This window comes from Pseudomonas sp. ZL2 (assembly GCF_054788455.1).
Map to the genome: position 1 here is coordinate 346,491 of NZ_JBGOGX010000003.1, position 12,192 is coordinate 358,682.

10 protein-coding genes are annotated in these 12,192 nt (G+C 62.0%); 5 read left to right on the top strand and 5 right to left on the bottom strand.

Features of this window, described 5'->3' with window-relative positions; genetic code table 11:
* Positions 1 to 9 precede the first annotated feature (9 nt).
* Entirely contained in the window at positions 10 to 1,515 is a 1,506-nt protein-coding gene (locus ABM562_RS05320) for a DUF3300 domain-containing protein (RefSeq protein ID WP_460421074.1), read from the bottom strand.
* 155 nt (positions 1,516 to 1,670) lie between these two features.
* Entirely contained in the window at positions 1,671 to 2,984 is a 1,314-nt protein-coding gene (locus tag ABM562_RS05325) for a sigma-54 interaction domain-containing protein (protein ID WP_134065279.1), read from the bottom strand.
* A gap of 250 nt (positions 2,985 to 3,234) precedes the next feature.
* Between ABM562_RS05325 and ABM562_RS05330 the strand changes: the two genes are divergently transcribed.
* The 3 genes from ABM562_RS05330 to ABM562_RS05340 are packed head-to-tail and all read left to right on the top strand — an operon-like array spanning position 3,235 to position 6,248.
* Positions 3,235 to 4,119: an MBL fold metallo-hydrolase gene (locus tag ABM562_RS05330; protein ID WP_115084545.1), complete on the top strand. Its 885-nt coding sequence runs from the start codon at positions 3,235 to 3,237 to the stop codon at positions 4,117 to 4,119.
* A 36-nt stretch (positions 4,120 to 4,155) separates the two neighbouring features.
* Positions 4,156 to 5,433 carry an NAD(P)/FAD-dependent oxidoreductase gene (locus ABM562_RS05335; protein ID WP_258578604.1) on the top strand — a complete coding sequence of 426 codons (1,278 nt, stop codon included), beginning with the start codon at positions 4,156 to 4,158 and terminating at the stop codon, positions 5,431 to 5,433.
* Complete coding sequence (locus ABM562_RS05340) at positions 5,430 to 6,248, top strand: sulfite exporter TauE/SafE family protein (protein ID WP_115084541.1); 819 nt, start codon at positions 5,430 to 5,432, stop codon at positions 6,246 to 6,248. The genes ABM562_RS05335 and ABM562_RS05340 overlap by 4 nt, the downstream gene beginning before the upstream one ends.
* A 4-nt stretch (positions 6,249 to 6,252) precedes the next feature.
* Here ABM562_RS05340 and ABM562_RS05345 read toward each other — a convergent pair whose 3' ends face one another.
* Positions 6,253 to 7,140 (bottom strand): LysR family transcriptional regulator, encoded by an 888-nt coding sequence (locus tag ABM562_RS05345; protein ID WP_115084539.1) that lies wholly within the window; start codon positions 7,138 to 7,140, stop codon positions 6,253 to 6,255.
* Between the two features lie 137 nt (positions 7,141 to 7,277).
* On the opposite strand from ABM562_RS05345, the gene ABM562_RS05350 reads away from it, so the two are divergent.
* The gene (locus ABM562_RS05350) at positions 7,278 to 8,927 is read left to right on the top strand and encodes a GMC family oxidoreductase (protein ID WP_460421077.1); all 1,650 of its coding nucleotides are present in this window, start codon (positions 7,278 to 7,280) and stop codon (positions 8,925 to 8,927) included.
* A 100-nt stretch (positions 8,928 to 9,027) separates the two neighbouring features.
* Positions 9,028 to 10,650: an MFS transporter gene (locus ABM562_RS05355; RefSeq protein ID WP_115084535.1), complete on the top strand. Its 1,623-nt coding sequence runs from the start codon at positions 9,028 to 9,030 to the stop codon at positions 10,648 to 10,650.
* Positions 10,651 to 10,823: 173 nt separating this feature from the next.
* On the opposite strand, the gene ABM562_RS05360 is transcribed toward ABM562_RS05355, so the two are convergent.
* Both ABM562_RS05360 and gmhB read right to left on the bottom strand, forming a co-directional pair.
* Positions 10,824 to 11,594, bottom strand: coding sequence for a lysophospholipid acyltransferase family protein (locus tag ABM562_RS05360; RefSeq protein ID WP_115084533.1), 771 nt, complete (start codon positions 11,592 to 11,594; stop codon positions 10,824 to 10,826).
* Between the two features lie 61 nt (positions 11,595 to 11,655).
* The gene (gene gmhB, locus ABM562_RS05365) at positions 11,656 to 12,189 is read right to left on the bottom strand and encodes a D-glycero-beta-D-manno-heptose 1,7-bisphosphate 7-phosphatase (RefSeq protein ID WP_115084531.1); all 534 of its coding nucleotides are present in this window, start codon (positions 12,187 to 12,189) and stop codon (positions 11,656 to 11,658) included.
* Positions 12,190 to 12,192 lie beyond the last annotated feature (3 nt).

The window sequence follows — 12,192 nt, forward strand, 5'->3', positions numbered from 1 at the left end:
ACTCTCCTCTCAACGGCGACGGCCGCCACCGCTGGGTTGCATCCGCGCGGGTCGTTGCACCTGGTGGCCCGCAGACGCTGCGGACGGTCGGCTGGCGCTCCGTTGGCTGATCTGGCCACGATTACTCGCGCTGCGTGACTGCGAAGGGTTGCGCACCCCGGCCAACGCATTGTTGCGGGGCGCCTGGGCGCTAACATGTTGCTGGCGAACTTGTTGGCGGACTTGTTGGTTGCGCCCCGGCTGCTGAGGCTGGCGGTTCTTCTGGGGCGCCTGCGCACGTTGGCGAGCCTGACCGTCATTTTTCAGTTGGCGGTCGGCGACCTGGGCGCGCTCGCGTGCGTTGCCGGACGGGTTGATGCCCTGCTTTTCCAGGCGCTGTTGGGCGCGCTCGCGGTCGGCACTCTGCACCCGTTGGCGGGCTTCAAGGTTACTGGTTGCCGGTGCTTCGATGCCGCGCTGTGCCAGGGTTTCACGGGCTCGCGCGCGATCTTCGACCCGGGCCGGCGTGTCTCCGCGGTAGGCAGTGCGCTCTGCGCTGCCGGGTAAGCGCCGGTCGAACTGGGTTCGACTGGCTTGGTCGCGGTACGGGACGCCGTCGCGATACGCAGGATTATGGCGCCAGTTGTTCTGGTTGGCATCGAGCCTGCGGTTGACGTTGTTGATATTGTTGTAGCGATTGACGTTGATATCGACGTCATGATCGTCCCAGTCACAATCCCCCCACAGTGAATTGACGATCGCTATTCCAGCACCGAAAGCCAGGCCGGTCGCTAAAGCCGTGCCGATGGCATACCCCGGTGGTGGCGGATAATACGCTGGAGGGTAGGATGGCGAGGACCAACTGCCGTACACCACAGAGGGGTTGTAGCTTGGCACGTATACAACCTGCGGGTTGGTCGGCTGGATAACGATAGTCTGTGCCGGCGCGGTACCTTGCACCACCGTGGTCGTGCCGCCTGCGGGGGCGCTTGACGGTTGCACGATAACGGTCTGCTGAGCGTTGGACTCCAGGTGGCCAGCAGCCTTGGCCTTGGCGCGCAGGCGCTGCACCGAGTTCATCACCGCGTCGGGCTGGGCGAGAAAGGCATCACCGACTCGTTGCACCCAGACCGGGTCCTGGCCAAGTGTGGCCAGCACCTGCGGAAAAGCCACCAACGATTGCACGCTGGGGTCCCAAGGTTGGTCGGCGACCTGCTTGACGGCGGCATCACCGCTGACGTTCGGATGCGCCTTGGACCAGACAACCGCGTCGGCGACATTGCCTGGATAGGTGGTGGCCATCAGCACCTGAGCCAGTAAAGCGTCCGGATACAACGCCAACGGTGCAAGCATTTGATCAAGCTGTTCGGCGTTGAACACCGCCTCGCTTGGCGTCGTCGGAGCGGCCGGTACAGCCGGTACAGCTGTTGCAGGCGCCGTGGCGGTTGCCTTAGGTTGCGCATCCTCTTCGGAACAGCCAAAAAGCGCGAGTATGGCGATGGTGAGCAAGATCGCCCTGTGAAGGCAGGCAGACATGACGATGCTCCTGTGGCAGAAAAGACAGAGCGGAACGTCAGGCGCCCGGGCACCTGGTTACCGACTCGGCAATCGACGCATGGAAAGCTCTTCGCAGCGGGTGAGCAGTTTCAGCGTAGAAGAAAAAGCCGGGGTTTGTTGTTTCTGCGTCGGGCTCAAAGGCCCAATTCGCGCAGGCGTCGGTACAAGGTGCGTTCACTCATCCCCAGATGACGCGCCAGCTCACTGCGCGATCCATTGAAGCTGTCCAGGGCCTGGGCCAGCTGCCCGAGGTTGTCTTTGGATCGACGGCTCATGCTTGGCATCGGCCCAAGCACCGAACCGAGCTCCGCAGGCAGATGCTCGGCACGAATCAGTCCGTCGTCGGCGAACAGCCGCGCCCGCTCGAGGATATTGCGCAGCTCGCGAATGTTGCCGGGATAGGCGTACAAGTTCAGCCGTTTCATCGCTTGTGGATCGACCTGCGGCGCTGCAGAACCTGCCATTCGTTGCAGCAGGCTCTGGATCAACAACGGCAGATCATCGACCCGCTCGCGCAACGCCGGCAGGCGAATGGGGAAGCCGCTAATGCGGTAGTACAGGTCTTCACGGAAAGTGCCCGCCGCTGCCATTTCCTTGAGTGGTTTGTGGGTGGCCGAGACCAGTCTGAAATCTGAGTGAACCGTGCGCAGGCTGCCAACCGGGCGAAAGCTGCCGGACTCGATCAGGCGCAGCAGTTTGACCTGCATCGGCAACGGCACTTCGCCGATCTCATCGAGGAACAAGGTGCCGCCATGGGCGGCTTCCGCCAGGCCGATCTTGCGCTGGTGGGCGCCGGTAAAGGCACCCTTCTCGTAACCGAACAGTTCGCTCTCGAACAATGACTCGGTCAGGCCGGTGCAATCGACCACCACCAATGGGCCGTTTGCCCGTGGACTGCCCAAGTGCAGCGCGCGGGCAAACAGCTCCTTGCCGGTACCGGATTCGCCCTGGAGCAATACCGGGATTTGCGCAGGTGCCGCACGCTGAAGGCTCGCCAGTGCGTCCTGGAACGCCGGTGAGCGCCCGACCAGGCCGTGTTGTTGGGGCTGAGCCGAAGCGACGGTGATGCTGGTCAGGCGCTCGACAAAAGCTACCACCTCACCCTGCTTGTCGAGGATAGGGCGTAACTCGACGTCCACATGCTCCGGCCCGCGAGGGGTGTGGTGCACATGCAGCACACGCTCGGGCAGCCGACTGTCCCAGGCCTTGCGCATCGGGCAGTGTTCACCGGCCTGGTCGCAAGGGACGGCGTAGTGGTGGGACACCCGGTGGCACTTGGCGCCAATGGGCGGCTGGCCGTCAATGCCGAACTGGCGTCGGTAGGCACCGTTGGCGGCAAGAATGTTGTAGTCGGTGTCCAGCACGATGGTCGGCTGGGCGTCGTGTTCGAGGTAGGACACCAATGCCTGTACGGCAGGATGAGGAGCAACAGCAGTAGAGAAAGACATGGCGACACCTGGGCAAGCACGGGCAAAGCTTAACTGAAGGTGCCAGGGACTGCCAAAAACTGCCAGGTGCTGCCATGTCACTGCCAACTATGCTGACAGTCTGGCAGCGATGAGCGATACGCCGCCTGAAATACCGCCTTAACCATTGGGAAAAGGCCTACCTATTCCGTGGCACATATCTTGATGACAGCCTGTCCACTGCCAGCAAGGCTTCATACCTGGCACCTGTGATGAATTCGGAGCGTAGTAAATGATCATCGGCGGCAACTTGTATGTGGAGGCACTGTTCGACAGTGTGACTTCGACCATCAGCTACCTGGTGATGGACCGTAGCAGCGGCGACTGTGCCTTGATCGACAGTGTGCTGGATTACGATCCAAAGTCCGGGCGCACCACCAGTGCTTCGGCAGACAAGCTGATTGGCCGGGTGACTGAACTGGGCGGCAAGGTTCAGTGGATTCTGGAAACCCACGTACACGCAGATCACCTGTCTGCGGCGGCTTACCTCAAGCAGGCCCTGGGTGGCCAGATCGCCATTGGTAGCCAGATCACCCAGGTGCAGAAAGTCTTCGGCGCGCTGTTCAATGCCGATACCGGTTTTGCCCGCGACGGTAGCCAGTTCGATGTGCTGTTCGACGATGAGCAGCCCTTCACCATCGGCAACCTGCAAGCGCGTGCCCTGCACACGCCCGGGCATACCCCGGCCTGCATGACCTACGTGCTGGAAATCGAAGGACAGAGCATCGCCTTCGTCGGCGATACCCTGTTCATGCCTGACTACGGCACCGCCCGTTGCGACTTCCCTGGCGCCAGCGCGCGCACCCTGTACCGCTCGATCCAGCGCATCCTCGCCCTGCCCGCCGAGACGCGCTTGTTCATGTGCCACGACTACCTGCCGGGTGGCCGAGAACTACGTTACATGACCACGGTGGCCGAACAGCGCGCCAGCAATATCCATATCCATGAAGGCATCAGCGAAGACAGCTTCGTCGCCATGCGCGAAGCCCGCGACGCCACCCTGGAGATGCCGGTACTGATCCTGCCCTCGGTGCAGATCAACATGCGCAGCGGCCAGCTGCCCGAACCTGAAGAGAACGGAGTGCGCTACCTGAAGATCCCGCTCAACGTGCTCTGAGCTTCACCCCAGAATTATTATTAGAAGGACCCTGCCATGCATGCTCAACCCTCCCCTGCCGAGGTGCCGAAAGGCGACCATCATAAAGTGCTGATCGTCGGTGCCGGTGCCGCCGGTATCGCCGCCGCTTCCAGCTTGATCTGCCGCGACCCTTCGCTGGATGTCGCAATCATCGACCCGGCTGACGTTCACTACTACCAACCCGGCTGGACCATGGTCGGCGCTGGCATCTTCCAGGCCCCTTCGACGGCACGTACCATGGCTTCGACCATTCCTGGTGGCGTGCAGTGGATCAAGGCGCGGGTCGAGACCTTTGACCCGCAGGCACAAACGGTCACCCTGAATGACGGCCGTCTGCTCAGTTACGAGCAATTGGTGGTTTGCCCAGGGCTGAAGCTCGATTGGGACGCCATCGAAGGCCTGAGCGAAACCCTCGGGCGCAATGGCGTGACCTCCAACTACCGCTACGACCTGGCGCCCTACACCTGGCAATTAGTGCAGAATCTTCGTGAAGGGCGGGCACTGTTCACCCAGCCGCCGATGCCGATCAAGTGTGCCGGTGCACCGCAAAAGGCCTTGTACCTGTCTTGCGATCACTGGTTGCGCAACGGTCGCCTGGGGAACATCCAGGCACAGTTCTTCAATGCCGGTGGCGTACTGTTCGGTGTGCCCGACTATGTTCCAGCGCTGATGGAGTACATCGACAAGTACGCAGTCGACCTGCAGTACGCCCACCGCCTGGTTGCTGTCGATGGTCCGGGCAAGCGGGCGACCTTCGTGCGCACCCTGCCCGATGGCAGCAGCGAAACCCGGGTTCAGCCGTTCGACATGCTGCATGTTGTGCCGCCGCAGGTCGCTCCCGATTTCATCCGTAACAGCCCGCTGGCTGACCAGGCCGGCTGGATCGATGTCGACCCGGCCACCCTGCGTCACCAGCGCTACGCCAACATCCACGCCCTGGGCGATGGCATCAATACCAGCAATGCCAAGACCGCGGCGGCTGCACGCAAACAGGCGCCGGTGGTTGCCAATAATGTACTGGTGGCGCTGGGGCGCCTGCCCAACCTCGCCCACTATGATGGATATGGCTCCTGCCCGTTGACCGTCGAGCGCGGCAAGATCGTGCTCGCCGAGTTCACCTATGGCGGCAAGCTGGCGCCGAGCTTCCCGCGCTGGCTGCTCGATGGTCGCCGGCCGACGCGCCTGGCCTGGCTACTGAAGGCACAGATCCTGCCGCCGCTGTACTGGTGCTGCATGCTCAAGGGCCGTGAGTGGCTGGCCAAACCCCGGGTTACCGCCGAGGGCCTGCGGTGATCGAGCATCAGTTTCTTGCGGCAGGTTTGGGAGCGATCATTGGTGCGGTGCTGGCGCTGACCGGCGCCGGCGGCGGCATTCTTGCCGTGCCCTTGTTGGTATTCGGCCTGGGCTTGTCGATGGTCGAGGCGGCGCCAGTCGGCCTGCTGGCCGTCGGCATGGCGGCGGCGGTGGGTGCCCTGTTGGGATTGCGCCAGGGCCTGGTGCGTTATCGCGCGGCGCTGTTCGTGGCGTTGATCGGCATTGCTATCGCGCCCTTCGGCCTGATGCTTGCCCATCGTTTGCCGAACGGGCCATTGGCCCTGACCTTCGCCCTGGTGCTGGTCTATGCCTGTGCACGCATGCTGCTCAAGGCTCGCCGGGAGCTTCGCGGCGAGCCGCCATTGGGCCAGCGCATGGTCATGCCCTGTGTGCTCAACCCTTTGCAGGGGCGTCTGCGCTGGACCCTGCCCTGCGCCCGCGCACTGGCCTTTACCGGCGCGCTGTCCGGCTTGCTTTCGGGGTTGCTGGGTGTGGGTGGCGGCTTCGTAATCATCCCGGCACTGAGCCGCTACACCAACCTGGACATGAAGAGCATCGTTGCCACTTCGCTGGCGGTGATCGCCCTGGTGTCCACCGGCAGTGTGGTCAGCGCGACGGTCGGCGGCGTCATGCATTGGGCGGTGGGCGCCCCCTTTGCCGGCGGCGCCGTGCTCGGGCTGCTGCTGGCTCGCCAGGTCGCCAGCAAACTGGCCGGGCCGCGACTGCAGCAAATGTTCGCGGGTGTGGGTATCTGCGCGGCATTGTTGCTGGCGGTCAAAACCCTGGGCAGTTGACGCCCTACTCCGCCAGCAAGGCGTCCTGCTCTTGCGCGCACAGGGCCAGGAGGAAATCCCAGACCACGCGCAGGCGCACTGACTTGTGCAGCTCACGGCGGGTACAGATCCAGTAGCTGCGCTGGATGGTCTCGCTGGGCAGCACCCGCACCAGTGCCGGATCGTGGCGGGCCATGTAGTTGGGCAACACGGCGATGCCCAGGCCGGCGCGAGCGGCCTGTTGCTGGGCGATCACGCTGGTGCTGCGAAACGCGACATTGGGTGCCCGGCAGAAGCTGTTCAAAAACAGTAATTCCTGGCTGAACAGCAGGTCGTCGACGTAGCCGATCCAGCTGTGCTTGGCCAGGTCTTCGCGATGATTGAGCGCCGGCGCCTGGGCCAGGTATTCGGGGCTGGCGTACAGCGCCAGGCGGTAGTCGGTGAGTTTGCGAGTTATCAACAGGTCGGCGTTGGGTCGCTCAAGGTGAATGCTGATTTCCGCCTCGCGGTTGAGGATGCTGACAAACCGCGGTACTGCCACCAGCTCCACCTCAAGCCCCGGGTAGCGCTCGAACAAGCTGCCCATGCGCGGGGTGAAGAACATGATGCCGATGCCTTCGGTTACCCCCAGGCGAATCTTGCCCAGCGGGGTGATGGCCTGGGTGATCTCTTCCTGAGCCAGCAGGGCAACGTTTTCCATGGCTTCGGCGTGCTTGAGCAGGGCCTGCCCGGAAGGCGTCAGTTCGTAGCCCTGGGCATGCTGAACGAACAGCGCGGTGCCCAGACTTTGCTCGATATTGTCGATATGCCGGGCCACGGTGCTGTGGGTGGTGTTGAGGCGTTTGGCCGCGGTCAGCAGCCGGCCGCTGCGCTGCAACTCGAGAAAAAACCGCAGATCATTCCAGTCGAACATGCTTTTCCTTGTGAATCAGGTGTTCACGGACGTTGTGTTAAAACGCACAGCACTTGAGTGAAATCTAACGTTTTCATCCCGAAATTAATCAATAACATGGGCTGGGACAAGAATAATAATCAGGCGCGAGGTTGCCCATGCCATCAGCCGATCCTGTCTACGACTATGTGGTGGTGGGTGCCGGCCCTGCCGGATGCCTTCTGGCCAATCGTTTATCCGCCGAGCCAGGCTGCCGGGTGCTACTGCTCGAAGCCGGTGGGCGCGACAACTACCCCTGGATTCACATTCCGGTGGGCTACCTCTATTGCATCGGCAATCCCCGCACCGACTGGTGTTTCAAGACCCAAGCGCAACCCGGCCTCAATGGCCGTGCCCTGGGTTATCCACGGGGCAAGGTGCTCGGTGGCTGTTCGTCCATCAACGGCATGATCTACATGCGCGGCCAGGCTGGCGATTACGATCGCTGGGCCGAGCAAGGCAATGCCGGATGGGCCTGGAAGGATGTGCTGCCACTATTCAAGGCCAGCGAAAACCACTTCGCCGGCGCCAGCGAAGCCCATGGCAATGAGGGCGAGTGGCGGGTCGAGCAACAACGCTACTCCTGGCCGATCCTCGATGCGTTCCGCGAAGCGGCGGCGCAGAGCGGCATCGCCAGCGTTGCTGACTTCAACACCGGGGATAACCAGGGCTGTGGATACTTTCAGGTCAACCAGCGTTCCGGCATTCGCTGGAACTCGGCCAAGGCCTTTTTGCGCCCGATCCTCAAACGTCCCAACCTGACCGTGCTGACCGATGTGCTGGTTGACCAGGTAGTGCTGGAAGACGGCCGTGCTTCCAAGGTACGTGCCCGCTGGCAAGGCAACTGGCAGAACTTCAGCGCACGCCGGGAAATCATCCTGTGTGCAGGCTCCGTGGGTTCACCCGGGATCCTGCAGCGCTCCGGCATTGGTCCGCGCGGCTTGCTCGAGAGCCTGGGGATAACTGTTCGTCACGAGCTGCCCGGCGTTGGTGGCAACCTGCAGGACCATCTGCAACTGCGTTTGATCTATCAGGTTACCCAGGCGCGAACCCTCAACCAGGTCGCCAACAGCCTCTGGGGCAAGCTCGGCATGGGCCTGCGTTACCTTTACGATCGTAGCGGTCCGCTGGCGATGGCGCCGAGCCAATTGGGGGCTTTTGTTCGTTCCGGGCCCGAACAGGCTTCGGCCAACCTGCAGTACCACGTGCAGCCCCTGTCGCTGGAACGCTTCGGCGAGCCACTGCACCGCTTCCCGGCGTTTACTGCTTCGGTGTGCAACCTGCGCCCGGCCAGCCGCGGGCGTATCGATATCCGTTCGGCCAACCCGGACGATGCACCGCTGATCGATCCCAACTACCTGAGTGACCCCGAAGACCTGCGCGTTGCCGCCCAGGCCATTCGCCTGACCCGCAAGATCGTCCGGGCCCCTGCCCTGGCTGCCTTCAGCCCGCGCGAATACCTGCCCGGCCCGGACCTGCAAAGCGAAGAGCAACTGCATGAAGCCGCCGGGCAGATCGGCACTACGATCTTCCACCCGGTGGGTACTTGCCGCATGGGCAACGGGCCGCTGGATGTGGTCGACGACCAGCTGCGGGTGCACGGCGTGCCGGGGCTGCGCATCGCCGACGCCTCGATCATGCCGCAAATCGTCTCCGGCAATACCTGCTCACCGACCCTGATGATTGCCGAGAAGGCGGCGCAATTGATTCGCCAGGGGACGTTATCCACAACCAGCATCGACGAAAACACCGCCGTACCGACGCCCTGACCAGGGTGCGTAGCAACAACGGCGCCGGACGCAGTCTGCCGGCGCCGACAGTGGAACAACAAGAATAATCACTGGGGCCTGCAGGCCGAGGACAGCAACGATGTCGGATTACATTCAAGAGCAGGGCGCTGCAACGGCGAGCAATAGTCGCCGGGAAGAACGCAAGATCATTTTCGCGTCATCCCTCGGGACGGTTTTCGAGTGGTATGACTTTTTTCTTTATGGGGCGCTGGCCGCGGTCATCAGCAAGCAGTTTTTTGCCGGGGTGAACGACACCACTGCCTTTATCTTTGCCTTGATGGCCTTCGCCGCCGGTTTCCTGGTGCGGCCCTTCGGCGCGCTGGTGTTCGGCCGCCTGGGCGACATGATCGGACGCAAGTACACCTTCCTGGTCACCATCGTGCTGATGGGCCTGTCGACCTTTGCCGTTGGCCTGTTGCCGACCTATGCCAGTATCGGCATTGCTGCACCGATCATTCTGGTGGTGTTGCGCATGCTTCAAGGCCTGGCCCTGGGCGGCGAGTACGGTGGCGCAGCCACTTATGTTGCCGAGCATGCACCACCCGGCAAGCGCGGCTTCCACACCGGTTTTATCCAGTCCACCGCAACCCTCGGCCTGCTGCTGTCGTTGCTGGTGGTACTCGGCAGCCGCTATATCAGCGGTGACCAGTTCGAAGTCTGGGGCTGGCGCTTGCCGTTCCTGCTGTCGATTGTGCTGCTGGGGATTTCCACCTGGATTCGCATGAGCATGCATGAGTCGCCAGCCTTCGTGAAAATGAAGGCTCAGGGCAAGACCAGTAAAGCGCCGATCCGCGAGTCGTTCGGTTCCTGGCCCAACCTCAAGGTGGTGCTCACTGCGCTGTTCAGTATCAACGCCGGCCAGGCGGTGACCTTCTACACCGCGCAGTTCTATGTGCTGTTCTTCCTCACCCAGATGCTCAAGATGGACCCGGCCCAGGCCAACACCCTGCTGATCATCAGCGTGGTGATCGGCGCGCCGTTCTTCGTGTTTTTCGGTTGGCTGTCGGACCGGGTCGGGCGCAAGCCGATCCTGATGCTCGGCTTGCTGCTGGCCACGGTGCTGTATTTCCCGCTGTTCAAGGCCCTGAGCTACTACGCCAACCCGCAGATCGACGCCGCCAGCCGTCAGGCGCCGATTGTGGTGATGGCCGACCCGCAAGGCTGCACCTTCCAGTTCGACCCGGTGGGCAAGGCGCGTTTTGACAGCCCCTGCGACAAGGTCAAGACCTTCCTGGTCAAACAGGGCCTGCCCTACAGCTCGGCTGAAGCGGCCGCTGGCGCCGAGGTGGTGGTGAGTATTGGCGAGCAGCAGATCAGCGGCTTTGACGAAGCGGCCATGCGCGCTGCCATCGACAAGGCCGGCTACCCGGCCAAAGCAGACCCTGCCAGCGTCAACCAGCCGATGGTGGTGCTGCTGATCGTGGCCATGATCCTGATCGCGACCATGACCTACGGCCCGCTGGCGGCGGTGATGGTCGAACTGTTTCCGACCCGCATCCGCTACACCTCGATGTCGCTGCCCTACCACATCGGTAACGGCTGGTTCGGCGGCTTCCTGCCCACCGTGTCCTTTGCCCTGGTGGTGTACACCGGCGACATTTTCTACGGGCTCTGGTACCCGGTGTTGATCACCGGCATCAGCCTGGTGGTGGGGCTGTTCTGCCTGAAAGAAACCCGTGACGTGGATATCGACAAGGTGTGAGGATTTGCAGGCACAAAAAAACCGGCGTAAGCGCCGGTTTTTTTATGCCGCGAAAAAACTTATGCACGATTTTCAGAAAACAGTCATACAGAGAAATAAGTAGCTAAATTAATCACTTAGCGGATTTTTCGCTGAGAAATCCAAATACTGTACACAAGTTATCCACAGATCGGTCAGGCCACGCCTTGCGCTTGGTTTGGCGCTGCTGCAGGCAGTGAGCCGAGGTCACGCTGGGTTTGTTCGTTCCACGCAGCAGCACGGTCGTTGAGCTCGGCAATGGCCCGTGGGCCGCTACCTTCGGCAAACATCGGGGCGCCAATCACCACCTCGATGGTGCCGGCGCGCTTGCCCCAGCCCTGCTTGGGCCAGAACTTGCCGGCGTTGTGGGCGATTGGCAGCACCGGCAGGCCAGCGTTCACCGCCAGCGCGGCACCGCTGCGCGAGAACTTGCCGATCTGGCCAAACGGCACGCGGGTGCCTTCGGGGAAGATCAGTACCCAGACGTTCTCCTTGAGCAGCTTGTCGCCCTTGCTGGCAACTTGCTTCAAGGCCGCCTTGGGGTTGTCGCGGTCGATGGCGATCGGCCGCAGCATGGCCATGGCCCAGCCGAAGAACGGCACATACAGCAGTTCACGCTTGAGCACCTGGCTCAAGGGCGAGAAATAGGCGGAAAGGAAAAAGGTTTCCCAGGTGCTCTGGTGGTTGGAGAGGATCACGCAGGGTTGCTTGGGGATGTTCTCAGCCCCGGTGACCTTGACCTTGATGTTGAGAAACACCCGTACCAGCACCAGCGCAAAGCGGCACCAGTAGACGTTGATGAAGCGGTAGCGGGCGCTGAATGGCAGAAACGGCGCGATAAAAAAGCTCAGGGTGCACCACAGCAAGGAGCTGGTACCCAGCAGCAGGTAAAAAAGAAAAACTCTGATCGCCTGCAAGATCGACATAGCGGCATGTACCGTTGCGGGCTTGCCCGCCTAGTAAAAGTGCGCCTGTTTTGCAGACGCGCTAGTTGTGGATAAGTTCTCTGGCGATGGCTGCCAGATCATCGAAAATCAGCGTGTTCTCTGGAATTCCCTTGCTCAGGGTCTTCTCGCCTTTTCCGGTTTTTACCAGAATCGGTTGAGCATCGACGGCCAAAGCGGCTTCCAGGTCACCCTTACTATCACCGACAAACCACACGCCGGCCAGATTCACGTCGTAATGCGCGGCAATGCTGGTGAGCATGCCCGGCTTGGGTTTGCGGCAGGCGCAGCCCTCATCGGGCCCGTGCGGGCAATAGACGATCAGCCCGACTTCGCCACCCTGCTCGGCCACCAGCTTGCGCAATTGCGCATGCATGGCGTCGAGAGTAGCCAGGTCGTAGTAGCCACGGGCAATGCCGGACTGGTTGGTGGCAACCGCCACCGTCCAGCCGGCCTTGCTCAACTGCGCAATCGCTTCGATCGAACCCGGGATCGGAATCCACTCGTCCAGCGACTTGATGTAGGCGTCGGAGTCCTGGTTGATAACCCCGTCCCGATCGAGAATCAGCAGTTTCAAGAC

What these genes read in the sequence shown, in the direction of transcription:
- ABM562_RS05350 (WP_460421077.1), top strand. Translation starts at nt 7,278, where the DNA reads ATGCCATCAGCCGATCCTGTCTACGACTATGTGGTGGTGGGTGCCGGC.
- ABM562_RS05330 (WP_115084545.1), top strand. Translation starts at nt 3,235, where the DNA reads ATGATCATCGGCGGCAACTTGTATGTGGAGGCACTGTTCGACAGTGTG.
- ABM562_RS05355 (WP_115084535.1), top strand. Translation starts at nt 9,028, where the DNA reads ATGTCGGATTACATTCAAGAGCAGGGCGCTGCAACGGCGAGCAATAGT.
- ABM562_RS05345 (WP_115084539.1), bottom strand. Translation starts at nt 7,140, where the DNA reads ATGTTCGACTGGAATGATCTGCGGTTTTTTCTCGAGTTGCAGCGCAGC.
- ABM562_RS05320 (WP_460421074.1), bottom strand. Translation starts at nt 1,515, where the DNA reads ATGTCTGCCTGCCTTCACAGGGCGATCTTGCTCACCATCGCCATACTC.
- ABM562_RS05325 (WP_134065279.1), bottom strand. Translation starts at nt 2,984, where the DNA reads ATGTCTTTCTCTACTGCTGTTGCTCCTCATCCTGCCGTACAGGCATTG.
- ABM562_RS05335 (WP_258578604.1), top strand. Translation starts at nt 4,156, where the DNA reads ATGCATGCTCAACCCTCCCCTGCCGAGGTGCCGAAAGGCGACCATCAT.
- ABM562_RS05360 (WP_115084533.1), bottom strand. Translation starts at nt 11,594, where the DNA reads ATGTCGATCTTGCAGGCGATCAGAGTTTTTCTTTTTTACCTGCTGCTG.